The organism is Streptomyces sp. WM6378 (assembly GCF_001279695.1).
Lineage (GTDB): Bacteria > Actinomycetota > Actinomycetes > Streptomycetales > Streptomycetaceae > Streptomyces.
Genome location: NZ_LGDD01000036.1, coordinates 37,870 through 62,843 on the forward strand (window position 1 = coordinate 37,870; position 24,974 = coordinate 62,843).

Consider the following 24,974-nt stretch of genomic DNA (forward strand, 5'->3'; position numbering starts at 1 on the left):
CGCACGGCCCTGCCCCGGTTGCCGTGGATCACACGGCCGTGGGGTCCGGGCCGAGCCGGTCGTGGATCGCGCTCTGCACCTCGGCCTCCTCGGCCGGGTCGGCGGCGAGCCTGCGCAGCCGCTCCGCGACACGGGCGTCGACGAGCTCGGCGTACTGGGCGGCCACTTCTCTGGTGGTCTCCTCGCAGTCCCACAGGCATTCGACGGCGAAGCCGGTGGCGAAGGAGGGGTCGGTGGCGGCGAGCGCGCGGGCGGTGCGGCCGCGCAGCTGGGAGGAGGCGGTCTCGCGGTAGACGTGCCGCAGAACGGGGGCGGCGCAGCAGATGCCGAGCCTTCCCGCCCCGTCGACGAGCGCCCGAAGGAGCGGCGCGTCGGGGCCTTCGGCGCGTACGGTCTCGCGGAGCGCGCCGAGCACCAGCTTCTCGTCGCCGGCCTCGCCGCGTGAGGCGAGCACGCTGGCGGCGGAGGCACCGAGTTCGTCGGGGCGCTGGACCCAGCCGCGGGCCCGGTCGACGGCCTCGGGGCCGCACATCCGCTCGAAGGCGTGCACGGCGGCTTCGGCGGCGAGGCGTGAACCGGTGGAGACGGCGGATTCGATCAGGTCGAGCACGCGGGCGTCGCGGGACTCGGCGAGATAGTGCAGGGCGGCGCCGCGCGCTCCGTCGGTGCCGGAGCGGGCCGCCTCGATGATGGCGTCCCGGTCCTCGGGCCCGGCGACGGCGCCGAGGCACCTGGCCGCGGGGAGGTGCAGGACCGCGCCGCGTTCCAGTCCTTCGTCGGCCCAGTCGAAGACGGCCTGGACGCTCCATCCGGGGCGGGGTCCCGACGGCCGCATCTGGCGCTGCCAGCGGTCGAAGGAGCCGGTCTCCTGGGCGGCCCGCACCCGGGCGCCCACGCTCTCGCGCGGGTCCTCGGCCCACAGCCGCCAGGGCCGCGGCTCATAGGCGTCACGCACGGTGGCGGCGAGCTCGGCGTCGCCCTCCGCCGTGGCGGGGAACCGGCCGAGCACGGACGTGGCGAGGCCGCGCAGGCCCGCGTCGTCGTCGCGCAGCGCGAGCTCGTCGAGGGCCCAGGCCCAGTTGGCGCCGGTCGCGGCGTAGCGGCGGAGCAGCGCGAGCGCGTCGTTCCTGCCGTACGAGGCGAGGTGGCCGAGGACGGCGAGGGCGAGCCCGGTCCTGGAGTCCTCGGTGTCGAGGATGTCCTCGGGGCCGAAGAGGTGGCGCTCGATCTGGTCGAGCCCGCCGTCGAGATCCAGGAAGAGGCGCGCGTAGTACAGCGAGCGGTTCTCGACCTGCCAGTCGTGGCGGGGGTCGCTCAGTACGCAGTGGTTGAGGGCCGCCAGGGCCTCGTCGCGCGGGGCGGCCAGCGCGTGCAGGGTGCCGTCGCCACGGCCCCTCTGCAGCAGACCGAGCAGCGTGCCGCTCGGCGCTATGACTGGATCGAACATGGAAATAGCCTCACATCAAGCTGTCGACGCAACCGGGGATTCGTGCCTTGCCCTAGGCCGCGCAGCAACATGAGGGGTCGCCCGCCGTCTTCTGCTTGGTGTAGACCATCTTCCTGCCTTTCGTCGCGGTCCCCGATGTAGGGACCCTGCCCCCGATGTAGGGGTTCGACGTCATGATGACCCAGCCATTTCGCCATCGCGACCACATTTACGGCGCCCCTCTCAGCGGGCTCTTCGGTGGATCCCCCGTAAACGCTTGGTGGACGCTCAGTTGGCCCCGAACTGGGCGAGCAGGTCCGTCTTGCCGAACATCCTGGCCGTGTCGACCGCGGAGGGCGTCCCGGCGGAAGGATCGGCTCCGCCGGCCAGGAGGGCCTTGATCACGGCGTCCTCGCCCTTGAAGACGGCGCCGGCGAGCGGGGTCTGGCCGCGGTCGTTGGCGCGGTCGGCCTCGGCGCCGCGGGCCAGCAGGGCGGCCACCGCCTCGGCGTGCCCGTGGTAGGCGGCCAGCATCACGAGGGAGTCGCCGCGGTCGTTGGTGAGGTTCGCGGGCACCCCGGCGTCGACGTACGCGGCGAGCGCCTCGGCGTCTCCCCGGCGGGCCAGCTCGAAGATCTTGGCCGCCAGCTCGACCACCTCGGGATCGAGTTCCTCGCTCATCGAAAACTCCTTAGGGGCAACGGAACAAACCCGCACGGCGACAGAGCCGTACGAGTGAATCGACAGGGTACTGCCCGAGGGGGGACATGACGCGGCCCTGCGGCGGCAAAGATCACCGCGAGTGACGGTTTCGCGTCCCTGCGGCCGCACAGTGTGCCGCTCCGGGCCGCTTTTCATATCCGCCGCTCCAGTGAAATTGGCAAGATTTCACCCGTTTGCACCTTTTATCGCATAGATACTTCCTGTGAGCCTGGAAGAACTCATGGTGACCGTCCCCTCGACCAGGAGATCCCCAAATGATCCTCTCCATCTCAGGCGTGGTGCTGCTCGGAGTCGTCTGCTTCCTCTTCTTCAAGAAAGACGGACTCAAGGCGTCGCACGCGCTCGTGTGCGCGCTCTTCGGCTTCTACCTCGCGGGCACCGCCATCGCCCCGAGCATCACCGCCGGGGGCGCGAGCCTGGCCAACATGCTGGGCGGGATCAAGTTCTGACCTCCCGCCGTCCTGCGAACGGCAGCAGACAGGGCCGCGGACACCGCCGCGGACACAACTCCAGGAGAACGATGTGGCCCGGCGACCGCTCCCCCGCATTCTGAGCAGCAGCGCACCCGTCGTTCGCAGCCGCGAGATCGCGCGCACGGCCGCCGACAACGCCACCGACGTTCTCCATCCGCTCATCACGATCAGCCGCGGCCTGCGGCTGATCGTCGCCGCCCTGCACGCCAAATGGGCCGCCACCCCCAAGGAACGGCGTGGTCCCGCACTGTTCCTGACGGCGGCCGTCGTCCTGGTCGTCGCGCTCATCCCGTACGGGCCGCTCCTCGCCCTGATCACGGCGATGGGCGCGGCCGGCTGGATGGGCCGCGAGCGGCCGGTCGTCAAGACCGGCCCCGACGAGGCCGAACTCGCGCGCCTCCAGGCCCTCTACGAGGCGCTCGTGCCGTACTTCTCCGTCCCGGAGGACCCGAGCCCGCTGTTCTCCTACTCGGGCGAGTGGGAGACGGCCTTCAGCGAGTTCGAATTCGACGACGACGGCCGGCTCACCCGGCTCCAGGTGCGCTACCCGGCGTACTTCACCGACAGCGAGGCCGACGCGCGCGCCCGCATCGAACAGCTTCTGCACGCCAAGTCGGGGCGTGGCCGCGAGTACCACTTCGCCTGGGACGAGGAGGGCAGCCAGCTCGTCATGAGCGTGCTCGGCGCGCTGCCGACCTCCATCGCCGCCCAGCGCTTCGTGACGTCGCCGGGCGAGACCGTCCTCGGCTTCACCGACGCGGACGCCGTGCGGCGGACGGTGCCGGTGACCGCGGACGAGGAGCACCAGGACGCCCCGCCGGTGATCTGGCGCACCGGGCCGCGCTCCACCGAGCCCCACCTCCTGGTGGTCGGCCGGCCCGGTACGGGCACCACGACCCTGCTCCGCTCCATCGCGCTCCAGGTCCTCCAGAACGGCGACCTGCTGGTCGTCGAGGGCAGCGGAACCGGTGAGTACGCCTGCCTCGCGGGCCGCTCGGGCGTCCTCGCCGTCGAGTGCGGGCTCACCGGGGCGCTCGCCACCCTGGAATGGGCCTCGCACGAGACGGAGCGTCGCCTGATCGCCGCGAACCGGGCCCGCCAGGCGGGCCACCCGGCGCCCGAGGACACCAAGCGCCCCCTGTGGATCCTGCTCGACCGGCCCAGCGTGCTGGCCGACCTGGCCGCGGCCGACGGCCGGATCGACCCCCAGCACCTGCTCCAGGTCCCGCTGCGGCACGGCCGGGCCGCCGGGGTGACGGTCGTGGTCGCCGAACAGTTCGACACCCTGGACGACCTGTCCGAGCCCGTGCTCTCCCACACCCGGGCCCGGGTGGTCCTGGGCCCGGCCTCGCCGGGCGAGGTCGAGTCGGTGCTCGGCGTCCCCCCGCACACCACCCCGACCCCCGACGTCCCCCCGGGCCGCGGCTACGCCCGCCTGGGCACGGGCCCCGTCCTGCGCCTTCAGGTCCCGGCCACCCCGGACCCTTACGACGACGCGACGACAGAGGCCCACCGGCAGGCGGTCCTGGACCTCCTCCCGGCGCGGGAGGCGGCGGTGGAGGCGGTGGAGGCGGCGGCGGTTCCGGCGGAAGGGTAGGAAGCCCGCGCTCAGGCCACGAACGTCCGAGGCGGCTCCGCGCTCCCCGAGCCTCCGCCCGTCTCCACGAGACGCGCGGCCGCGGCCAGCCGCACCGCGGCCTCCTCGGCGACCGGGCCGCCCACCGTGAACGGCAGGCGCACGTAGCCCTCGAAGGCGCCGTCCACTCCGAAGCGGGGGCCGGACGGCACCCGCACTCCGACGCGTTCGCCGACCTCCGCGAGGCGTGATCCCGACAGGCCGCCCGTACGGACCCACAGCGTGAGGCCGCCGCGCGGCACGTGGAACTCCCAGTCGGGGAGTTCGCGGCGCACCGCCGTGACCAGGGCGTCGCGGTTGTCCCGGGCCTGGGTACGCCGGAGCTCGACCGCCTGCTCCCAACCCCCCGTCGCCATCAGCCAGTTGACGGCGAGCTGCTCAAGGACCGGGGTGCCCAGGTCCGCGTACGCGCGGGCGGCGACCAGCGAGCGGATGATGTCGGGGGCGGCCCGCACCCAGCCGATGCGCATGCCCGCCCAGAACGCCTTGCTCGCCGAGCCGACGGTGAGCACCGTGGCCCCGGCCGGGTCGAAGGTGCACACGGGGCGCGGCATGTCGAGGTCCTCGTCCAGCCACAGCTCGCTCATCGTCTCGTCGACGACGAGCACCGTGCCGGCCGAGCGGGCCGCGTCCACGAGCTGGCGGCGCTGGTCCTCGTCGGCGAGCGCACCCGTGGGGTTGTGGAAGTCGGCGACGACGTACGCCAGCCGGGGCGCGGCGTCCCGCAGCACCTGTCGCCAGCGCGGCAGGTCCCAGCCGGTGAGCCCCTCGGCCATGGCGATCGGCACGAGGCGGGCGCCCGCCTCCCGCATGAGCTGGAGGATGTTGGCGTACGAGGGTGATTCGACGGCGATGCGTTCACCGCGTCCGGCGAACAGATGGCAGATGGCGTCCATCGCCCCCATCGCGCCCGTCGTCACCATGATCTGCTCGGGCATCGTGGGGATGCCGCGCGCGGTGTAGCGGTCGGCGAGCATCTGGCGCAGCGCGGGCAGGCCCGCGGGGTAGTCGCCGTGGGTGTGGGCGTACGGCGGAAGCTCTTCGAGCGCGCCCTGTACGCCCCGGGTCAGCCAGGGCTCGGGGGCGGGCAGGGCCGCGCAGCCCAGGTCGATCATCGAGCCGAGCGACTCGGGCGGGAGCGGTTCGAGGCCGCGGCCGGGCAGCGGATGCCCGGCGGGCACGGCGGTCCAGCTGCCCGCGCCGCGCCTGGATTCGAGGAAGCCCTCGCCCCGCAGCGCCTCGTAGGCGGCGGCGACCGTCGTGCGGCTCACCGACAGGGCGACGGCCAGTTCGCGCTCGGCGGGCAGCCGGGCGGCGGCCGGGACGCGGCCTTCGAGGACGAGCAGCCGGATCCCGTCGGCCAGCGCCCGGTAGGCGGGCGGCTTGCGCAGTCCGGCGCCGACCGGGCGGGGCTGCTGTGCTTGGAGTTGACGGGCGAGCTGGGCGGGCCCGATCGCCGAGGTCCACTGAGCCATGAAGTCAGTCCACCTTCCTCGAATTGGCCATGGTTGGAGTCCATTTCCCCGCCACAGAGTGTCATGAGTCAGTCCACCATCACCACACCGGATCCACCCAAGGGGGAATCACCTTGTCCACGCACCTCACGCGGAGGCTGCTGCAGCTCTACGTCGGCCTCGCGCTGTACGGCGTCAGCTCGGGGCTGCTCGTCCGCGCCGGGCTCGGTCTCGAACCGTGGGGGGTGCTGCACCAGGGTCTCGCCGAGCACACGGGTCTCTCCATCGGCGTGGTGTCGATCATCGTCGGGGCCGCGGTGCTGCTCCTTTGGATACCGATCCGGCAGCGTCCGGGGCTCGGCACCGTGTCCAACGTCTTCGCGATCGGCATCTTCATGGACGCCACGCTCGCCGTCGTCCCCGATGTACACGGTCTGCTGGCACAGGTTCCGCTGACGGCCGCCGCGATCGTCTGCAACGGGGCCGCGACGGGCCTCTACATCTCGGCCCGCTTCGGGCCGGGCCCGCGCGACGGCCTGATGACGGGCCTGCACAAGGTGACGGGCCGCTCAATTCGCCTTGTCCGCACGTCACTTGAGGTGATCGTGGTCGCGACCGGGTTCCTGCTCGGCGGCTCGCTCGGCATCGGCACGGTCCTCTACGCGCTGGCGATCGGACCGCTCGCCCAATTCTTCCTGCGCATCTTCGCGATCCCCGAAGCGGCGCCGCGGGAGAAGGCGGAGCAGGCCCTGGACGTCACGTCCCCGGCACTCGCGCGCGGCACGGCCGTCGCGGAGCCGACGCCCCGGCGCGCGATACTTCCCCGGTGACTCGCGTACGCCACCCCTATCTGGACCATCCGTCGCCGATCCCGTTCGCCCACCGCGGCGGGGCGGCGGACGGCATCGAGAACACCGCGGCCGCCTTCGCGCGGGCCGCCGAGGCCGGGTACCGCTACTTCGAGACCGATGTGCACACCACGGCCGACGGGCGCGTGGTCGCCTTCCACGACGCGACGCTGGACCGCGTCACCGACGCCCGGGGAAGGATCGCCGAGCTGCCCTGGGCCGAGGTCAGTCAGGCCCGGGTGGCCGGGCGCGAGCCGCTGCCGCTGTTCGAGGAGCTCCTCGAAGCCTTCCCCGAGGTCCGCTGGAACGTCGACCTCAAGGCCGAGTCCGCACTCCTCCCGCTGATCGACCTGATCCGCCGCACCGACGCCTGGGACCGGGTCTGCGTCGGCTCGTTCTCGGAGGCCCGGGTGGCGAGGGCGCACCGGCTCGCGGGCCCGCGCCTGGCCACCTCGTACGGCGTGCGGGGAGTCGCCGCGCTGCGGCTTCGCTCGTACGGGATCCCCGTGCCGCTGCGCGCGGGCGCCGTCAGCGCCCAGGTTCCCGAGAGCCAGAGCGGCATCCCGGTTGTGGACCGGCGCTTCGTCCGGACCGCGCACGCCCTTGGCCTGCAGGTCCACGTGTGGACCATCAACGATCCCGCTCGGATGAGGGCTCTCCTGGACCTGGGAGTGGATGGCATCATGACCGATCATCTGGAGACGCTGCGCACGGTACTGACCGACCGGGGAGTCTGGCACTGACCACCCGGCAGCCACCGCTCGCGTACGGGGACGAGCAAGGGGGCGCGGGTTGAGCACTGAGATCGCTGACATCACGGACCGGGCGGAACAGCCGGTGAACACGGCCGACCGCAAGCGGGAGCAACGCGGCTGGTACTTCTACGACTTCGCGTGCTCGGTGTATTCGACGAGCGTGCTCACGGTGTTCCTGGGCCCGTATCTGACGTCGATAGCCAAGTCGGCGGCGGACCCCGACGGGTTCGTGCATCCGCTGGGCATCCCGGTGCGCGCGGGCTCGCTCTTCGCCTACGCGGTCTCCGCCTCGGTGATCCTCGCGGTGGTCCTGATGCCGATCGTGGGCGCCGCGGCCGACCGCAGCGGCCGCAAGAAGCCGCTCCTGGCGGCCGCCGCGTACACGGGCGCGGCCGCGACGGCCGGGATGTTCTTCCTGGACGGGCACCGCTATCTGCTGGGCGCGGTGCTGCTGATCGTCGCGAACGCGTCGCTCTCGGTGTCGATGGTCCTCTACAACGCCTATCTGCCGCAGATCGCGGGCCCCGAGGAACGCGACCGGGTCTCTTCGCGGGGCTGGGCCTTCGGCTACACCTCGGGCGCGGGCGTCCTCGTCCTCGACCTGGTCCTCTATTCGGGCCACGACAGCTTCGGGGTATCGGAGTCGACCGCGGTGCGGATCTGTCTGGCCTCGGCCGGGATCTGGTGGGGCGCGTTCACGCTGGTGCCGCTCAGAAGGCTGCGCGACCGCAAGGCGGCCGCCGTGGCGGCGGCCGAGGGGAGGGTCGGCGCGGGCTGGCGGCAGCTGATCTCCACGCTGCGGGACATGCGGGCCCGCCCGCTGACCCTCGCCTTCCTGGCGGCGTACCTGATCTACAACGACGGCGTGCAGACGGTGATCTCGCAGGCCTCCATCTACGGGTCCGAGGAGCTCGGCCTCAATCAGGACACGCTCATCGTGGCCGTGCTCCTCGTGCAGCTCCTGGCGGTGGCGGGCGCGCTGGGGATGGGGCGCCTGGCCCAGACGTACGGCGCGAAGCGGACGATTCTGGGCTCGCTCGCCGTGTGGGCGGTGATCCTCGGGGTCGGCTTCTTCCTGCCGGCCCGCCAGCCGGTGCTCTTCTTCGTGCTCGCGGGCGCGATCGGGACGGTGCTCGGCGGCAGCCAGGCGCTTTCACGGTCGCTTTTCTCACACATGGTGCCGAGCGGCAAGGAGGCCGAATACTTCTCGGCCTACGAGATGAGCGACCGGGGCCTGAGCTGGCTGGGGCCATTGGTGTTCGGTCTCGCGTATCAGCTGACCGGCAGCTACCGGGATGCGATCATCTCGCTGGTGGTCTTCTTCGCGGTCGGGTTCGTGCTGCTCGCCCGGGTCCCGGTGCGGGCCGCCGTGGCGGCCGCCGGGAACCCGGTTCCGGCGCGGATTTAGACGTTGAAGTGAAAGGCCGGTAGTGTACGCCTTTGGCCTGCCAGGCGGACCGTTACTGCGTGCTCAAGTAGTGAAGACGCTGGGTGACATCTGCTGTCAGATGTGACAAACCGGTCACTGGTGGGTACAACAAGGGGCGGCACGACGGCGACGCATGACCCAGAACGGGAATCTTTACCGCCGACCGGACGTTGACCGGATGACGACGACAGTGACACCTGTCCTGTGGGCGACAAGCCCGGGAGGCACGATTCATGAGTGAGCGAGCTCTTCGCGGCACGCGCCTCGTGGTGACCAGCTACGAGACCGACCGCGGCATCGATCTGGCCCCGCGCCAGGCCGTGGAGTACGCATGCGAGAAGGGACATCGCTTTGAGATGCCCTTCTCGGTGGAGGCGGAGATCCCGCCGGAGTGGGAGTGCAAGGTCTGCGGGGCCCCCGCACTCCTGGTGGACGGCGACGGTCCTGAAGAGAAGAAGGGCAAGCCCGCGCGTACGCACTGGGACATGCTCATGGAGCGGCGCACCCGCGAGGAGCTGGAGGAGGTTCTGGCCGAGAGGCTGGAGGTCCTTCGTTCCGGCACCATGAACATTGCCGTGCATCCGCGCGACAGCCGCAAGTCCGCCTGATCGCACAATTCGGCGATACAGCGCACAACAGCTGAGGGCCGGTCACACCACCTGGTGTGACCGGCCCTCAGCTGTTGTCTGCCGTCTCTGTGTTCAGGGAGTCAGCGGCGGGCGCGGGCCCCGGTCCTCGCGTGGCGGCGGGTACGAGGACGGGCTGTCCTCGCGGATGACCTCGCCCGGCACGACCTTCCCGTCCGGGTAGTGGATGCGGGCCTGCTGGAAGGCGTCGCCGAAGCTGCCGGGAGTGGCCGCCCGCATCCGCCTCTGCAGCGAGCGCTCGGCGAGGCGGGCCGCGGACTTCCGCACCGGCGGGAGCAGACAGAGCAGCCCCAGCGCGTCCGAGAGGAACCCGGGGACGATCAGCAGCAGCCCGCCCAGCATGGTCAGCGCGTTGCCCTCGCTACCGGGCTTGGCGGTGGCGGGGGCGGCTCCCGACTGCTGCTCCTTGAACGTCTCCGTGAGATTGCGGAAGGCGCGGCGCCCGGCCCGCTTGATCACGTAACTGCCGAGCAGTAGGCCGCCGACGAGCAGCAGCACGACCGTGAGCCCGCTGGTGGCGCCGGCCACCACGGTGAGCAGCCAGATCTCCAGGACCAGCCAGGCGGCGATCCCCAGGGGTACGAAGGTGCGGGCGCGCGAGCGCTTGGGAACTGTCGGAGGCGGAGTGCCGGTCGTCATGCTCCCAGTGTGCCTGGGAGCCGATCCGGACGGCGTAAGGAGGTGATCAGTACGCCCTGCTCATGACACCCCGGGTTCCCGCTCAGGAGGGCTTGCGGCCCAGGAGCTTGTTGGCGCGGGAGCCGACGCCCCAGGCGGTGACCCGCCAGAGCGCCTCGACCAGGATGTCGTTGCTCATCTTGGAGTCGCCGCGTTCGCGCTCGACGAACGTGATGGGCACCTCGACCACGTGGAAGCCCGCGCCGACCGCGCGGCGGGCCAGGTCGACCTGGAAGCAGTAGCCGGCCGAGGCGACCTCGTCGAGGCCGAGGCCTTCGAGGGTCTCGCGACGGAAGGCCCGGTAGCCGCCGGTGACGTCGCGGATCGGGACGCCGAGGAGCAGCCGGGAGTAGGTGGAGCCGCCGCGCGAGATGAACTCGCGGTACTTGGGCCAGTTCACGATCCGCCCGCCGGGCACCCAGCGGGAGCCGAGCACCAGGTCGGCGCCCTTGAGGGCGGTGAGCAGCCGGGGCAGCTCCTCGGGCTGGTGGGAGCCGTCGGCGTCCATTTCGACGAGGACGCCGTAGTCGTGCTCGATGCCCCAGCGGAAGCCGGCCAGGTAGGCGGCGCCGAGGCCTTCCTTGCCCTTGCGGTGCAGCACGTGCACCTGGTCGTCCTCGGCCGCGATCTCGTCCGCGAACTTGCCCGTGCCATCGGGGCTGTTGTCGTCGGCGACCAGAACGTGGGCCTGGGGGACCGCCGCTCTGACGCGGGCGACGATCGGCTTGATGTTCTCCGCCTCGTTGTAGGTCGGAATGATCACCAAGGCCTTGCCCAGCGGGCCGTACCGCCTCTGACCGCCGTCGTTCACTGCTGCCCCTTATTGTCCGTACGCAGGGGTCCACCATAGCGAGCGGTCGTGATCAGCCCGTACCGCGAGGGTGTGTGGTGTCGGATGCGCCCGGATGGCGGCGGGGATCGGCCGGAATGCCGGATGTCGGGACGATGTCTCAAAGGGAGGTCGGGTCGGCTTCGTGAAGGGACCTCTGGACGGTGTCGCGCGGGAGCCGTATCGGTACCGGGGCCCGGCGCCCTTCGGGCCGACCTGGGACCCGCTGGCTGCGGGTCGACCGAGAGCCGTTGTCTACTGAGCGTCCGGGCCCCACCCGGGTCGCACCTTCCCCCGGGCCCGACGGGGCAGGGGGGACACCCTCGCGGCTGAAACCTTCCCTCGCCCCCGAGGCGCGGGCGCTGAACCTGGCTCCCAGTGACGGTGTGCCGGTGCGGCACACCGCCCCATGACCCAGCGGCGTTCGACGACTGCGTGGAGGTTTTAACCGGTCGGACGTCCTGTGGTGGACTCGGCCGAACCTACCGGCCCCCGCACGCTTTCTGTCAACAGCCGTTTGAGCTGCGACGTTTTTACGAATCGCCAGGTCAGCGCCGAAGATCCGCAGGTCGTGGCGATGCCGTGACGGCTGCCCGCCGATGGTGCGAAATGCCCCTATGTCACTCGTTCGGGCGCGCGAATACCGTTTGTCCGAACACCACGGTGCGCAGACAGACCGGCAGCGCGGTGCCCGGCGTGAGGTCGGGCAGGCCCGGGGTGCCCGAGCGCGGGTCGGTGGACCAGCGGGCCACCCGATCGTCCGGGGCCTGGACCACGAGGTCCTGGGCGCGCCAGACCGCGTAGTCGGCCGGAGCGCCGGGCACCAGGATGCCCGCGTCGTCCCGGCCGAGGGCGCGCCAGCCGCCCCGGGTGTGGGCGGTGAAGGCGGCTCGGGCGGAAATACGGTGCTCAAGGGTGCGGTGGAAGGCGGCCGCGCGCACGGTCCCCCACGGGTCCAGCGGGGTCACCGGGGAGTCGGAGCCGAAGGCGAGCGGCACTCCGGCCCTCAGCAGGTCGGCGTACGGGTTGAGGGTGCTGGCCCGCTCGGCGCCGAGCCGCTCGGCGTACATGCCCTCCTCGCCGCCCCACAGCGCGTCGAACGCGGGCTGCACGGAAGCGGTGAGGCCGAGCTCGGCGAAGGCGGCGATCGTGCGCGGGGTGAGCATCTCGGCGTGCTCGACGCGGTGCCGGGCGGCGCGGATCCGGGCGAGGCCGACCCGCTCGGCGGCGGCCCGCACGCCCTCGACGACGGCGGTGACGGCGGCGTCGCCGATGGCGTGGAAGCCGGCCTGGAGTCCGGCCTCGGTGCAGGCGGCCACATGGTCGGCGACGTCGGCCGCGTCGAGGTGGCCGGTCCCGGTGTGCGGGGCGTCGGCGTAGGGGGCGTGCAGGCAGGCGGTGTGGGAGCCGAGCGAGCCGTCCACGAAGAGGTCGCCGGCCGCGCCGACCGCGCCGAGTTCGCGGATGCGATCGGCGTCCTTGGCGCCGGCGACGCGCTCGGCCCAGTAGCCGTAGACCCGTGGGCCGGCTTCGTCGCGGGCCAGGGCGAGCAGCGAGGTGAAGTCGTCCTCGTCGGAGATGTCGGGGCCGCCGCACTCGTGGACGGTGCCGATGCCGAGCGAGGCGGCCTCGCGCAGCGCCGCGCGCTGGGCCTCGGCGCGCTGGCGCGGGGTGATCGCGCCGTGGGCCGCGGCCCGCACGGCGTGGTGCGCGGCGCCGGTCAGCGGCTCGCCGTCGCGGAATCCGGCCAGCTCGCGCACGCCGGGGACCAGGTCGAGCAGGGCGGTGGTGACTACGGCCGAGTGGACGTCGATGCGGGGCAGGTAGAGCGGGCGGCCGCCGGTGGCCGCGTCGAGTTCGGCGCGCGAGGGGTGGCGCCGCTCGGGCCAGCGGGCGGCGTCCCAGCCGTTGCCGAGCAGCACCTTGTCGTCGGGGCGGGCGGCGGCGTGGGCGCGTACGGCGTCGAGGGCCTCGGCGAGCGTGCGGGCCGAGGAGAGGTCGAGGCCGGTCAGGGCGAGGCCGGTGGCGGTGGTGTGCACATGTGCGTCGGTGAACGCGGGAGTGACCAGGGCGCCTTCGAGGTCGACGACCTCGTCGACACCACTGGCGAAGGCGTCCGCGGCGCCCTCCGAGCCGACCCAGGCGACGTGTCCGCGTTCGACGACCATCGCGGTGGCGAAGGGGTCGGCGGGGCTGTGCACGTCGCCGCCGCGCAGCAGGACGGTGCGGTGGGCGGTCTCTTGGGGTGCGGAACTCGCGGAACTCATGGAGGACAGCCTAGATATGCGGCGGCCGTGCCTCGTACGGGGTGGACAGGACGACGGTCGTACGGGTGGAGACGCCGGCCAGGGTGCGGATGCGGGTCAGCAGGTGCTCCAGCTCCAGCGGGGTCGCCACGCGCACCTTGAGGATGTAGTTCTCGTCCCCGGCGACGCTGTGGCAGGCCTCCAGCTCGGGTACGCCCGCCAGGCGCTCGGCGATGTCGTCGGGGGCGCTGGGGTCGAAGGGCTTGACCGAGATGAACGCGGTCAGCGGCAGGCCCACCGCCTCCGGGTCCACGACGGCTGCGTATCCGCGGATGACCCCGCGCTGTTCGAGACGGCGTACCCGCTGGTGCACCGCCGAGGTGGACAGGCCGGTGGCCTTGCCCAGGTCGGTGTAGCTCATCCGCCCGTCCTTGACGAGCAGATCCACAATCTGACGGTCCAGCTCCTCCATGGCGATCAACCTATTGCCCCGGGTCGCTTCCGGCACAGTCGGGCGCCACCGGAATGGGCAGTTGCGGGCGGCATGTGACGAACGCCACAGGTTTGCGGACGCCTCGGTGGGGGTCGCGCGGTTATCGCCGGGACTTGGCGGGAAGTGCTTGCTTTGGTCGCGGCCGCGGCGCAATGCCGGCCCACCCGAGGGGGAGTGTCCCAATGCAGAATCCCAAGCGCACCGGACGTACGGAACGTGAACGTGACGAACCGGAGCCTGTCGATAACACCGACCTGATCGACGCGGAGGACTCGCTCGACGCGTACGACACGTTCGAGATGTACCGGGTGATCTGCCCGGACTGTGCCCAGCCGATCGCGCTGCTCGCCGACGAGGACGAGCTGCCCGAGCACGCGCTGTGCCCGAGCAAGTGGAACCCGTTCGTCCTGACGGTGTGTGCCGGGACCGGGCGCTCGGCCTCGGACGCGAAGGCGGCGGACGAGTCGCTCGACGTCCAGGAGCAGGACACCGCGCTGCTGCTCACGCTCCCGCAGGGGCTCGACTGGCGCACCCAGCCGTTCTCGCACGTCGGCGGCCCGGGCTCGCGCCCGCTGCGCGTGCCGGGGATGCGCCGCGCCGCCTGACCCGAGCGCGCAGAGCCTCCGTACGGGCCGGACGCCACAGGGGGGCGTCCGGCCGATGACCGCTCAACTCCAGTACGTGCCGCGCACCATGGCCTCCAGGCTGTCTCGGTGCATGATCAGCGCGTCCGGGTCTGCGGGCGGTTCGACCTCGCCGAAGTGCAGCTGGCGGTAGGCGATCCGGAGCATGACCACCGCGTGCCGCAGTGCCGCGTACAGGGTGTGGAATTCCATGTCGCGCGGGGTGTGGCCGGTGAGTTCGGCGTAGCGGCGCTCGATGTCGTCGCGGCGCAGGAAGCCGGGAAGGCCGGGCTGGCCGAAACCCACCGTCAGGTCCTGGAAGAAGCGGTGCAGATAGACGGTCCAGCCGAGGTCGAGTTCGCGGGGGCCGCAGGCGGCCATCTCCCAGTCGAGGACGGCCGCCGGTTCGAAACCGTCGTAGATGATGTTTCCGATGCGGGCGTCGCCCCAGTTGAGGACCGAGGGGCCCTCGTCGTCGGGCCAGTGCGCGTCGAGCCAGTCGAAGGCCGCCTCTATGAGGGGCGAGCGCGGAACTTTGTCAACCACCCATTCGTAGTAGTCCCGTTGGGCGGCGACATGCCGGCTCAGGGCCGACCCCTTCGGAAAGCGGTCCGGCAGCAGGAACTCGGCTTCCTGGGGCGGGAATTGGTCGTGCAGCCGGGCGACGACGCCGACGGTGGCGTCCTGGAGGCGGGCGCGTTCGGCGTCGGTGGCAGAGTGCAGCCAATTGCCCTCGTACGTATAGGGCATGACGTCCGGCGGTACGCGCCCCTCGGCCCGGTCCATCACGAAGAACGGGGCGCCGAGCGGGGCCGGGTCCTCTTCGAGCCAGCGGACGCGCGGCACGGGGATGTCGGTGTGCTCGGCGACCAGGCGCATGACGCGGTGCTGGCGGCCCATGTCGTACACGGGGAAGACGGTGTAGGCGGCCGGGTCGGCGGCGAGCCGCAGGGCGCAGGCGCGGACGGGAGCTTCGGGGTGCTCGATGTCGAAGAGGAGGGTCTCGCTCGACATGCCGTTGGAGGACGGGACCCGGACGTCGTTGATGCGGACGCCCGGCAGGCGGGCAGCGAGCCAGGCGGTGAGCCGGCGGCCGACGTCCTCGGGGTCACGGGTGGAGGTGCGGGGGCGTGGCGCGGTGGCCATGGCGGTGCTCCCTTCACGAGCGGCTCTCAGGGGGCGACGGAGGTGTAGTCGGCGAAGCCGCTGGGGTCGTGGCGGCCGAAGCTGCCGTGCTCGAAGATCCCGTAGCCGGTCTGCCCGTCGAGCGTGAAGCGGGCGGCGTGGTCGGTGACGCCGTACGCGGCCATGGGGTGGGCGGCCGGGTCGGACAGGTCGTAGACCTGCCGGTCGGTCCAGCCGCGACCCTGCCAGGTGCCGTGCTGCCAGCCGTCGGCGGGCGGGTAGCCGGCACCGACCGCGAGGGGCGAGGAGGCGAGGACCTCGACGCCGAGTTCGAGGGGTTTGCGGGACTGGTCGGTGAGGTGGATGACGGCGCGTTCGGGGTGGCGGGTGCCGGGACGGTAGGTGATGTCGGCCTGCGGCCAGCCGAGTTGGGCGTCGGGGTGGCCGTCGCGCACGAGCACGGCCTCGTTCAGGGTGCGGTAGCCGTGGGCGTCCTCCTGGGCGATGACCATGACGAACCGGTCGTCGAACCGGGCCGGCACCCAGAGCCAGTGGAAACCCTCGGGCCGGTACTCGTCGCCGCGCCCCGCCTCCTCGCCGGGGATCGGCCGCACGCCCCAACTGCGGTCGCGCGTCCCGGTCCACTCCCCCGCCGTGACGGGTATCTCCTCGCCGCCGACGCGGATGAGCCCGGTGCAGTGGCCCGCCTGCACGAACCGGCGCCCCTCCAGCGTGAGCCGGTCGCCCCTGCGCTGCACATGATGGGGTTCCCACAGTGCGGGGAAGTCCGCGTTCCAGACAATGTCGTACGAGAGTGAATTCGGGTCGTCCGGATCGGGAGCGCAGTGCAGTGTGAGGCGGCGCAACGGGGTGTCGACGGTGATCCGCAGCGGACCGACGCCGAGGTTCATACGGTCGTCCGTGAGCGCGTCGGAGGCCCGGACGGCGTGCAGCCGGTCGCCTACGCGCAGGGTGGCGTAGGCGTCGATCACCCCGGTGTTGGGATAGACGCCGAGGCCCGCGATGAGCAGGGCGCGGCCCTGGTGGTCGAAGACGTGGAAGATGCAGCGGTCGTAGGCGTTGCGGTCGCCCGTCGCGACGTGCTTCATCGAGAGCGGGGTCTGGTGGATGGGGTACTCGTCGAGGGGGATGGGGCGGTCCTGCGGCATCGGCAACCTCCGTATGAGCAGCGGAAGTTGACGGTACGTCAGCTCGGCTTGCCTCGCCATACCCCGGGCGGGGGTGGGGGCCCCTGGGGCTCCGCCCCAGACCCCGGGGAGTTGCCCCCCGCCCGTGCAGGGAGTTGAGAAGGTCGAGCCCCGGGGCTGCGCCCCGGACCCCCGGCGGGGGCTCCGCCCCCGAACCCCCGTTCGCGGCTTAATGGCGCTCGTCCTCAAACGCCGGACGGGCTGGGAATGCCTGCTGAGCGGCGTGCGAAGCGCGGGGCGTGACATCGTGCGGCTCCGCCGCGTGGGCGCGATCAGCCACGCACGGTCCGCGGTCGAAGGGCGTCGCAGGCTCGGGGCGCAGCCCGGAATGCCCGCACCGCACCCCGCCAGGGGCGCAGGGAACCGCGGAGCCGACCACCCGGGGCCCGCACCGGCACCCGCGCCCCCTGGGGTCAGCGGGTCTCCGGGCCCGCTAGGTGGCGGGCGATGACCATGCGCTGGATCTGGTTGGTGCCCTCGACGATCTGGAGGACCTTCGCCTCGCGCATGAAGCGCTCGACCGGGAAGTCGGCCGTGTAGCCGTAGCCGCCCAGGACCTGGACCGCGTCCGTGGTCACCTTCATCGCCGCGTCCGTGCAGAACAGCTTGGCCATCGCGGCCTGGCGGGAGAAGGGGCGCCCCGCGTCGCGGAGCCGGGCGGCGGCCAGGTACAGCGCGCGGCCCGCCTCGATCTGGGTCGCCATGTCGGCCAGCATGAAGCGCAGGCCCTGGAAGTCGGCGATGGGCCGGCCGAACTGCTCGCGCCCGGTGGCGTACGCGAGGGCCTCGTCGAGGGCGGCCTGGGCGACGCCGATGGCGCAGGCCGCGATGCCGAGCCGCCCCGAGTCGAGCGCGGACAGCGCGATCGCGAAGCCCTGGCCCTCCTCACCGATGCGGCGCGCGTCGGGGACGCGTACGCCGTCGAAGTGGAGCTGGGCGGTGGGCGAGCCCTTCATGCCCATCTTCTTCTCGGGGGCGGCCGCGCTGAGCCCTTCGGCATCGCCCGGGACGAGGAAGGCCGTGATGCCACGGGCTCCTTCGCCGCCGGTGCGGGCGAGGACGGTGTAGAAGTCGGCGATGCCGCCGTGGGTGATCCAGGCCTTGGTGCCGGTGATGACCCAGTCGGCGCCGTCCCGTACGGCCTTGGTGCGCAGCGAGGCCGCGTCCGATCCCGACGAGGGCTCCGAGAGGCAGTACGCGCCGAGCAGTCCGCCGCCGAGCATGGCGGGCAGGTGCTCGGCCTGCTGCTCCTTGGTGCCGTAGCCCGCGAGCGCGTGGCAGGCGAGCGAGTGGACGCTCACGCCGAGGCCGACCGTGAGGCGGGCCGAGGCGAGCTCTTCGAGCACCTGGAGGTAGACCTCGTAGGGCTGGTCGCCGCCGCCGAACTCGGAGTCGTACGGGAGGCCGAGGAGGCCGGATTCGGAGAGCAGGGTGAAGATCTCGCGCGGGAAGTGCCCGGCGTCCTCCTGCTCGGCGGCGCGAGGCGCGATCTCCCGCTGGACGATGTCGCGCACCAGCGCGACAAGGTCCCGGGCCTCCTCGGTGGGCAGCTGTCGTTCCACCGGCTGTGGGGCACGGTCGGGCATGGCGGCGCTCTCCTCCCTGTCGGGCGCTTCGGCGGACGCACGCGCAGGGTGTGGCGGCGCCGCCGGTGACTCTGCTCTACGGCCGATACCTTCCCTCCCGGGTCACGGAAGTAGCAGGCGGGCGGCCGTGGCGCTGTGAGTATGCCCGATCGGACGCGTCCCGTCACTGGCTCCAAGATCACGATTTACCCGCGCTCCAGGCCCGCTTCGCGCCGGGCGGCGCGCTGGAATTGAGCACTCCGGAATTGGTCCGAACCATTGACCGCACTGGTCTAGTCCTTCTAGCGTTCCCTTCAACGCCTTAGTGCGTTCATGTCAAAGAACACCTCACGGGAGTCGTGCACGGCCCCCACTCTCCCCTCCCCACGAGGAGACCACGATGCTCGGACCCCGCCCCCCACTCCTCAAGTTCAAGGCGCTGATCGCCGCCGCGTGTACCGCCGCGCTCGGCGTCAGCCTGCTCGCCGGCGCGGGCAGCGCCACCGCCTCCCCCGAAAAGGTTCCCCCGGCCCCGCAGGCAGCCGCCGCCGGTTCCAAGGTCGTCGGGTACTTCACCGACTGGGGCGTCTACCAGCGCAATTACCACGTGAAGAACATCGAGACGTCCGGCTCGGCGGCCAAACTGACCCACATCAACTACGCGTTCGGCAACGTCACCGGCGGCAAGTGCGCCATCGGCGACGCGTACGCCGACTACCAGAAGACGTACGACGCCGCCTCCAGTGTGGACGGCACCGCCGACACCTGGGACCAGCCGGTCGCCGGCAGCTTCAATCAGCTGCGCGAGCTCAAGAAGAAGCACCCCGGGCTCAAGGTCCTCTGGTCGTTCGGCGGTTGGACCTGGTCGGGCGGGTTCGGCGAGGCCGCGAAGAACCCCGCCGCGTTCGCCGACTCCTGCTACAGCCTGGTCAAGGACCCGCGCTGGGCGGGCCTCTTCGACGGCATCGACATCGACTGGGAGTACCCCAACGCCTGCGGCCTGTCCTGCGACACCAGCGGGCGCGAGGCCTTCAAGAACGTGCTGGCGGCGCTGCGTTCGAAGTTCGGCGGCTCCAGTCTGGTGACCGCCGCGATCACCGCCGACGCCTCGGCGGGCGGCAAGACGGACGCCACCGACTACGCGGGCGCGGCCCAGTACGTCGACTGGTACAACCCGATGACGTACGACTTCTTCGGCGCCTGGGCAGCTCAGGGCCCGACCGCCCCGCACTCCCCGCTGACCTCCTACAGCGGGATCCCCACGCAGGGCTTCAACACGGATGCGGCCATCCAGAAGCTGAAGGGCCTCGGCATCCCCGCCGGCAAGCTCCTGCTCGGCATCGGGTTCTACGGGCGCGGCTGGACGGGTGTGACGCAGAAGGCGCCCGGCGGCACCGCGACCGGGCCCGCGGCCGGAACGTACGAGCAGGGCATCGAGGACTACAAGGTGCTCAAGAACACCTGCCCCGCCAACGGGACGGTCGCGGGGACGGCGTACGCGTACTGCGGCAACAACTGGTGGAGCTACGACACCCCGGCCACCATCGCCGGGAAGATGGCCTACAAGAACAACCAGGGTCTCGGCGGCACCTTCTTCTGGGAGCTGAGCGGCGACACGAGCAATGGGGAGCTCATCAAGTCGATCCGTTAGCAAGGGAGTTGGAGGGGCGGGTGGCGAGGCCGCCCGCCCCTTCGGCATGTCTAGGCCGGCTCCGGGGAGGGGCAGGACGGCTCGAACTCCTCGATGGTGTCCAGGGTGCGCCGCAGCATCCGCACCAGGAGTTCGCGCACGGTGTCGCGCGGCGGCTCCATGGTGGCCAGCCAGTCCAGCGTGACGCTCTCCACGCTGCCCAGCCAGCCGAGCAGCGCGAGCCGGGCGAGCACCGGTATGCCCCGGGTGCCGTAGGCACCCTCGGCGATGGTGGCGATCAGCTCCTCCCGCACCGCGTCCCGGATGGCCTGCACCTGGGTGTCGAAGCCGACGCCGCCGGTGACGATCGTGCGGTACGCGGCCTGGTGGTGCTGGGCGTACAGGAGGTAGCCGTCGATGGTGCGGTGGACGCGTTCGGCGCGGGGCAGCTCGGTGTCGCTCCCGGCGCGGGACACCAGATCCGCGACGGAGTCCTCGACGATGGCCAGGTAGTAGCCCCGTTTGGACTTGAAGTAGTAGTAGATCAGGCCCTTGGCGACCCCTGCGTGTTTGGCGATGTCGTCCATCGACAGCGCGTCGTACGAGGTGTCGGCGAACAACTTCCGGCCCGTTGCGATGAGTTCGGAGCGGCGGACCTGGGATCTCTCGGTCGCACCGCCCTGTTGACTATTATTCAAATTCGGCCCTAGTCTCCAACTGCCACAGGATGCCCGCAGTATGGCAGACCTGCATTCGCACTCCCCCTGCACCACTGGACGACGTGTCGTACGGGAGGATCAAGTGAGCGCAGCCAAGCGGCCGTTGGCCGAAGGCAGAACCGCCTGGAAGAAGACCGCGGTCGTCGCCCTGCCGGCGGTCGTCGCCGTCGGGGTCATGGCCAATGTGATGGCCGAGGGCGCGCTGGCCGCGTCGTTCGCGGTCTCCGGGACCAGCTTCCAGGTGTCGTCGGGGAAGCTGACCAGTTCGGGGCTCTCCTCCTACGTGCAGACCGACAGGTCCGTCGACGGCAAGGGCCACCCGGTGGCGCTGCTCGGCATCGGCGACGCGAAGCTCAGCGACATCTGCCAGTCGGCCGAGGTCAGCACCCCCGTCGGCACCGTCGTGTTCAAGCTGACGGCGGGCGGCGACGCGGGCGAGGTCACGGCAAGCAATCTGGTCATCGACGGCGAGGACCTGGTCGGCGACGCCCAGTTCGGCACGGCCCAGATCGGCCGGGACGCATCGACTCTGGACGCCGTCAAGGGAGTTCAGGGCGAGCCGGGCAAGTTCGGGCTGCAGGCCGGGAACATCGAGGTCAACGGCGTGAAGTCGCATGCCTGGTCGGCGACCGGCGGCAACTTCCGGCTGAAGGGGATGAAGGTCGATGTGAGCATCGGCGGCAAGAAGTGCTTCTGAGACGCCTGGGGCTGCTCAGGCTCCCCCGCGACGGCGCCGCGGCGCTCGGGCCGCCGGTCCGGGTGCAAGGTGATCCGCGAGCTCCTCGGCCGGGCGACGACGTCGGTCCGCACACCGGGTCCGGTCCCGGCGCGCGGACCGGCCAGGGTGCGGGGCCCCGCACCAGCGAGGGGACGGGGCCCCGTACCGGCGAACCGCGGCGTGCCTCCTGGGGCGAGCCGGAGGAGAGCCGGGTGCGGATCCCGGCCCCCGACGAGCGGCTGCCGCTGCCCGAGGCCCGGCGGGCCTTACGGGGCTGGCGGCGGACGCGGCCGTTCTGGGCGGGGCTCCTCCTCGTCCTCGGCGGTCTCGAACTGCTCGTGGTGCCGCTGTCGCCGCTGACGATCCTGGTCAGCCTCGGGCTCGGCGGGATCGCCGCGATCGGCATCGGACTCGCCCTCGTCGCGGCCGGGCTCTTCCTCTGGTTCCTGCCGCACACCCGGCACTACGTGTCGATCAACGCCCTGATCCTGTCGGTGCTCTCCTTCGCGGCCACCAACCTCGGCGGGTTCCTGGTCGGGATGGCGCTCGGCATCGCGGGCAGCGCGATGGGGTTCGGCTGGACGCCGAAGGAGGAGGCGACGGGGCCGGTGCCGAACGTCCGCACCCAGCGCACGCTCGCCGCGGCCCTGCCGCTCGCCCTCCTCGCCACGCTCGGCGGGCAGCGCGTCGAGCAGGTGCCGCAGCCCGGCTCGGTCACCGCCCCCGCCGTGCCGCCGACCGTCACCACGACGCGCTTCGCACCCAACGGCTTCCTGCTCGCCGGGGTGACGACCGTGCCCACCGCGCACGGCCCCCTCAAGGTGATGGTCCTGAAGATGGACTCGGCCTCGCTCACCGACTACCGCCTTGCCACCCGCGACGGCCACGACGGCCACGACGAACTCGCCCTGGGAGCAAGCTCGTTGGACCTCAGCGGTCATGTGACGCTCTACCTCACCAAGTTCAGCGGCTGCCTCGAAGGGCTGCTCTGCATCACCTTCGACCCCGACACCCTGCCGGTGCCGCCGATCGTCCCGCCGTTCGTCTTCATGACCGACGTGACGGCCGAACAGGCCCTCGTCACCTCGGATTCCATCGTCGCGAACGGACTGACGCTGGGGGCATCGTGATCCAGATCCAGGCCGCGCTCTTCTGGGCCTACGGAACCGGGGCGACCTTCGCGGTCTCTGCGGCCCGCCAGCTCCAGTGGTGGCAGCGCTCGGTGCACGAGGAAGGGGTACGCACCCGCAGCCGCGCCGCCAACCCGTACCTGATGCTGACCGTGCTGTTCGCGGCCGTGCTCCTGGTGCCCACGGGGCTGTTCATGATGTGGCAGAACCCGTCGTGGGCGACCATGCAGGTGGCCGGCGACCACCACGGGATCTGGGCCGGACTCGTGCTGTTCTACGCGGGCGGCACCGTCGTCGCGGCGCTGCTCGGCTTCCTCGTGGCGCAGTCGCTCGTGCTGGTGGGGGCGGGCTACTGGGCGTATCTGCAGAGCGTGGGCGCGCATTTCCTGCTGTTCGCGGTGCTGGTCCACGGCTGGGACGGGACCGGCTACCGGCGGCTGCTCACCACGAGCCGGGGCGCGCTGCGGGACTGGCCGAAGGATAGCGTGATCAACGATCTGCTGCACTTCCTGACGTCGGGGACGTTCCTCGCGCTGCTCGTCCTCGGGGCCGCCGTCATCGGCACGATGCTGATCACGGAGATCGGCTGGCTGATGGAGGGCTGGGAGCTGCCGGGGGCGGACGACGACCGCAGGGTGCCGCGTGTGGTGGCGGTGGCGATTGCGGCGGCGGGGGTCTACGGGCTGCCGTTCGTGGGCGCGGTCGGTGCGAGCGTGCTGGTGCACCTGGTGGGGTGGGCGGTTGGGCTCCCGGTGTTTGCCGTGCTGGCAGGGGTGGTGCTGCTGGCCCGGAGGTCGCCGGTGCGGCTGCTTTACGGGCTGGTCGGCGTTCCGAAGCGGCACTGGAAGGCCGACCTGGAGCTCACGTATGAGTGAGAGCGGATTATGAGTGAGAGCAGATGGTTACAGCAGACCCGTCTGCGTCACCAGCATCGCGATGACCACCACGAGCGTCCAGCCCAGGACGTGCTCCAGGATCTTGGGGCCGGTGTCCTTGGGGCCGCCGGTGCGGGCGCGGAGCTCGGCCAGGGCGCGGGGGTCGTCGACGGTCGTGGCAGGCAGGGTCATGGCGACTCACTCGGTCGTGTGGTGGTGCACGGTCCCCCCGGTGACCGTTCCACGGTGCCATCGGAGCGGGCCCCCGGGGTAGAGACGTTCGTCACTGCCCCGGGGTGCCGGCGGTCCGCTCAGCGGATGCCGACTGCCGCGAGCGCCTTGGCCTGCCTGGCCGTCGGGTACGCGGGCCAGTAGAGGTAGCAGACGCCTCCTGTGCCGGAGACCACTTTCCCGCTCGCGTTGTACCGCTTGGTCCGCAGCCAGATGTTCTCGAACTCCCGCCGCTTGTAGACGCGGCGCACGGCCGCGTCGTCGGGAGCCGCCGGATCGTGGGCGATCACGTCGCCGTCGGCGGTGAAGCCGGTCACCGTCATCAGGTGCCCCGCGGTGCCGTACCCCGCGCCGGTCAGCTCGGTGGCCAGGAAGGACTGGGACGTTATGGCCGGGATGCCCGCGCGGACCAGCGTCTCCACGTCGTTCAGCGACCCCAGCCGGGTCACGACGGAGCTCATGTCCCGGTACGTGGCGGCGTACGCGGCGTTGAAGGGCCAGTTGCCGCAGCCCGCGTACTGGTAGTCGTAGGTCCGCCGGGCGGCCTGGCACACCTGCGGGTCGGTGTAGGACGGGTCGACCCAGGCGAGGTCCGCAGGGTTCGGCTTCCGCCCCCAGTGCTCGATGATCATCTGCGAGGAGGTGGGGCTGCACCAGGCCTCGCCGCCGTTGTCGTACTGCGGGTACTGGCCCTTGTGGATCTCCTGCGAGTAGCTCGGCACCTCCAGCTCGCCCGCGAAGCCGGGGGTCGATGCGTCGACCGTGAACCGGTCCGGGATGTCGGAGGCCATCGCGCCGAGCCGCCACACGGTCGGCGTGAGCCGGCTGCCCGGGAGGCGGAAGAGGGTGATCCGCAGCTGGTAGGAGGCGAGCCGCAGGCCGGTGGCGGGGGTGTCGATCGCGAAGGTGTCCGTCGAGATCGAGCTCTTGCCGTCGCCCTGGCCGTCGAGGGAGGTGCGCCGGATGTCCATGTCGCCGTCGCCCGCCGTCCAGCGACCCATGACGTACGCGGGTGTGGCGGACCCGTCCGTGTAGGTGCCGAGCAGCTCGACCTGGAGCCAGGTGCCGGCCGGGGCGTCCGCGTTCCAGTGGGCGACGGCCTCGGTGGCGGGGACGCCGGAGCGGTGGACCGGGGAGGTCCAGGTCGCGTACTCCCAGGTGGCGGTCCTGTTGGTGTGCGGGTCGGTGTAGGAGGTGGTTCCGGCGGGCCGGTCGATGACGATGCCGGGGCGGCGGCCCCCTTCGACGCGCACGCCGTGCCCGGTGCCCGAGCACCACTGGGCGTGCGAGGTCCAGGCCTGATCGTCCACGAGCTGCTGGCCCTGCTTGGGCCGAGGCACGCCGCCGGACGCGGCCGCGGGCCCCGAGGAGGCGGTCACGACGGCACCGACCGCGGCGGCGACGGCCGCGGCGAGGACGGTTCTGCGCGAGGTTGGGCTGGTCACGGTGAGGACCCCCGGTCGGTTGCGGATGGGACGGCGAGTGCACGACAGCGGGCCAACTATCCCGGGTC

24 protein-coding genes are annotated in these 24,974 nt (G+C 71.6%); 11 read left to right on the top strand and 13 right to left on the bottom strand.

Annotated elements, in window-relative coordinates:
* Positions 1-28 precede the first annotated feature (28 nt).
* Both ADK54_RS05885 and ADK54_RS05890 read right to left on the bottom strand, forming a co-directional pair.
* Positions 29-1,447: a hypothetical protein gene (locus ADK54_RS05885; protein WP_053724446.1), complete on the bottom strand. Its 1,419-nt coding sequence runs from the start codon at positions 1,445-1,447 to the stop codon at positions 29-31.
* Between the two features lie 267 nt (positions 1,448-1,714).
* Positions 1,715-2,107: an ankyrin repeat domain-containing protein gene (locus ADK54_RS05890; protein ID WP_053724447.1), complete on the bottom strand. Its 393-nt coding sequence runs from the start codon at positions 2,105-2,107 to the stop codon at positions 1,715-1,717.
* A 296-nt stretch (positions 2,108-2,403) separates the two neighbouring features.
* On the opposite strand from ADK54_RS05890, the gene ADK54_RS05895 reads away from it, so the two are divergent.
* Together ADK54_RS05895 and ADK54_RS05900 are read left to right on the top strand one after the other, a co-directional pair.
* Positions 2,404-2,598: a hypothetical protein gene (locus ADK54_RS05895; RefSeq protein ID WP_053724448.1), complete on the top strand. Its 195-nt coding sequence runs from the start codon at positions 2,404-2,406 to the stop codon at positions 2,596-2,598.
* Positions 2,599-2,671: 73 nt separating this feature from the next.
* A complete protein-coding gene (locus ADK54_RS05900) occupies positions 2,672-4,219 on the top strand; it encodes a hypothetical protein (RefSeq protein ID WP_053724449.1) in 1,548 nt (515 codons plus the stop codon).
* An 11-nt stretch (positions 4,220-4,230) separates the two neighbouring features.
* Here ADK54_RS05900 and ADK54_RS05905 read toward each other — a convergent pair whose 3' ends face one another.
* Positions 4,231-5,733 carry a PLP-dependent aminotransferase family protein gene (locus tag ADK54_RS05905; protein ID WP_053724450.1) on the bottom strand — a complete coding sequence of 501 codons (1,503 nt, stop codon included), beginning with the start codon at positions 5,731-5,733 and terminating at the stop codon, positions 4,231-4,233.
* Positions 5,734-5,762: 29 nt separating this feature from the next.
* On the opposite strand from ADK54_RS05905, the gene ADK54_RS05910 reads away from it, so the two are divergent.
* The 4 genes from ADK54_RS05910 to ADK54_RS05925 all read left to right on the top strand — a co-directional run bounded on the left by ADK54_RS05910 (position 5,763) and on the right by ADK54_RS05925 (position 9,352).
* The gene (locus tag ADK54_RS05910; RefSeq protein WP_420717264.1) at positions 5,763-6,542 is read left to right on the top strand and encodes a YczE/YyaS/YitT family protein; all 780 of its coding nucleotides are present in this window, start codon (positions 5,763-5,765) and stop codon (positions 6,540-6,542) included.
* Positions 6,539-7,303, top strand: a complete 765-nt coding sequence (locus ADK54_RS05915; protein ID WP_053724451.1) for a glycerophosphodiester phosphodiesterase — start codon at positions 6,539-6,541, stop codon at positions 7,301-7,303. Before ADK54_RS05910 ends, ADK54_RS05915 begins: the two co-directional genes overlap by 4 nt.
* Positions 7,304-7,352: 49 nt before the next feature.
* A complete protein-coding gene (locus tag ADK54_RS05920) occupies positions 7,353-8,723 on the top strand; it encodes an MFS transporter (protein WP_053724452.1) in 1,371 nt (456 codons plus the stop codon).
* 254 nt (positions 8,724-8,977) lie between these two features.
* Positions 8,978-9,352 carry an RNA polymerase-binding protein RbpA gene (locus tag ADK54_RS05925; protein WP_053724453.1) on the top strand — a complete coding sequence of 125 codons (375 nt, stop codon included), beginning with the start codon at positions 8,978-8,980 and terminating at the stop codon, positions 9,350-9,352.
* A gap of 93 nt (positions 9,353-9,445) precedes the next feature.
* Here ADK54_RS05925 and fxsA read toward each other — a convergent pair whose 3' ends face one another.
* The 4 genes from fxsA to ADK54_RS05945 form a co-directional block, all read right to left on the bottom strand.
* Positions 9,446-10,030, bottom strand: coding sequence for an FxsA family membrane protein (gene fxsA / locus ADK54_RS05930; protein WP_053724454.1), 585 nt, complete (start codon positions 10,028-10,030; stop codon positions 9,446-9,448).
* Positions 10,031-10,112: 82 nt separating this feature from the next.
* Complete coding sequence (locus ADK54_RS05935) at positions 10,113-10,880, bottom strand: polyprenol monophosphomannose synthase (protein ID WP_053724455.1); 768 nt, start codon at positions 10,878-10,880, stop codon at positions 10,113-10,115.
* A 638-nt stretch (positions 10,881-11,518) separates the two neighbouring features.
* Positions 11,519-13,165, bottom strand: coding sequence for an amidohydrolase (locus ADK54_RS05940; RefSeq protein ID WP_053724456.1), 1,647 nt, complete (start codon positions 13,163-13,165; stop codon positions 11,519-11,521).
* Between the two features lie 10 nt (positions 13,166-13,175).
* Positions 13,176-13,616, bottom strand: coding sequence for an Lrp/AsnC family transcriptional regulator (locus ADK54_RS05945; protein WP_053724457.1), 441 nt, complete (start codon positions 13,614-13,616; stop codon positions 13,176-13,178).
* A 203-nt stretch (positions 13,617-13,819) separates the two neighbouring features.
* Here ADK54_RS05945 and ADK54_RS05950 point away from each other — a divergent pair, with 203 nt between their 5' ends.
* Positions 13,820-14,242 (top strand): hypothetical protein, encoded by a 423-nt coding sequence (locus tag ADK54_RS05950; RefSeq protein ID WP_053724458.1) that lies wholly within the window; start codon positions 13,820-13,822, stop codon positions 14,240-14,242.
* A gap of 63 nt (positions 14,243-14,305) precedes the next feature.
* Here ADK54_RS05950 and ADK54_RS05955 read toward each other — a convergent pair whose 3' ends face one another.
* The 3 genes from ADK54_RS05955 to ADK54_RS05965 form a co-directional block, all read right to left on the bottom strand.
* A complete protein-coding gene (locus ADK54_RS05955; RefSeq protein WP_053724459.1) occupies positions 14,306-15,406 on the bottom strand; it encodes a phosphotransferase family protein in 1,101 nt (366 codons plus the stop codon).
* A gap of 26 nt (positions 15,407-15,432) precedes the next feature.
* Complete coding sequence (locus tag ADK54_RS05960; RefSeq protein ID WP_053724460.1) at positions 15,433-16,554, bottom strand: hypothetical protein; 1,122 nt, start codon at positions 16,552-16,554, stop codon at positions 15,433-15,435.
* Positions 16,555-17,006: 452 nt separating this feature from the next.
* Positions 17,007-18,179, bottom strand: coding sequence for an acyl-CoA dehydrogenase family protein (locus tag ADK54_RS05965; protein ID WP_053724461.1), 1,173 nt, complete (start codon positions 18,177-18,179; stop codon positions 17,007-17,009).
* Between the two features lie 379 nt (positions 18,180-18,558).
* Between ADK54_RS05965 and ADK54_RS05970 the strand changes: the two genes are divergently transcribed.
* A complete protein-coding gene (locus ADK54_RS05970; protein WP_053724462.1) occupies positions 18,559-19,809 on the top strand; it encodes a glycoside hydrolase family 18 protein in 1,251 nt (416 codons plus the stop codon).
* A gap of 50 nt (positions 19,810-19,859) precedes the next feature.
* On the opposite strand, the gene ADK54_RS05975 is transcribed toward ADK54_RS05970, so the two are convergent.
* Positions 19,860-20,486, bottom strand: coding sequence for a TetR/AcrR family transcriptional regulator (locus ADK54_RS05975; RefSeq protein WP_053724463.1), 627 nt, complete (start codon positions 20,484-20,486; stop codon positions 19,860-19,862).
* 103 nt (positions 20,487-20,589) lie between these two features.
* On the opposite strand from ADK54_RS05975, the gene ADK54_RS05980 reads away from it, so the two are divergent.
* The 3 genes from ADK54_RS05980 to ADK54_RS05990 all read left to right on the top strand — a co-directional run bounded on the left by ADK54_RS05980 (position 20,590) and on the right by ADK54_RS05990 (position 23,230).
* Complete coding sequence (locus ADK54_RS05980; protein WP_053724464.1) at positions 20,590-21,204, top strand: DUF6230 family protein; 615 nt, start codon at positions 20,590-20,592, stop codon at positions 21,202-21,204.
* A 233-nt stretch (positions 21,205-21,437) separates the two neighbouring features.
* Positions 21,438-22,355 (top strand): DUF6114 domain-containing protein, encoded by a 918-nt coding sequence (locus ADK54_RS05985; protein ID WP_234391940.1) that lies wholly within the window; start codon positions 21,438-21,440, stop codon positions 22,353-22,355.
* A complete protein-coding gene (locus tag ADK54_RS05990; RefSeq protein WP_053724465.1) occupies positions 22,352-23,230 on the top strand; it encodes a hypothetical protein in 879 nt (292 codons plus the stop codon). Before ADK54_RS05985 ends, ADK54_RS05990 begins: the two co-directional genes overlap by 4 nt.
* 27 nt (positions 23,231-23,257) lie before the next feature.
* On the opposite strand, the gene ADK54_RS44675 is transcribed toward ADK54_RS05990, so the two are convergent.
* Both ADK54_RS44675 and ADK54_RS05995 read right to left on the bottom strand, forming a co-directional pair.
* Entirely contained in the window at positions 23,258-23,422 is a 165-nt protein-coding gene (locus ADK54_RS44675; protein WP_107090466.1) for an SCO1431 family membrane protein, read from the bottom strand.
* A gap of 119 nt (positions 23,423-23,541) precedes the next feature.
* Positions 23,542-24,906 carry a peptidase C39 family protein gene (locus ADK54_RS05995; RefSeq protein ID WP_053724466.1) on the bottom strand — a complete coding sequence of 455 codons (1,365 nt, stop codon included), beginning with the start codon at positions 24,904-24,906 and terminating at the stop codon, positions 23,542-23,544.
* Positions 24,907-24,974: the final 68 nt, after the last annotated feature.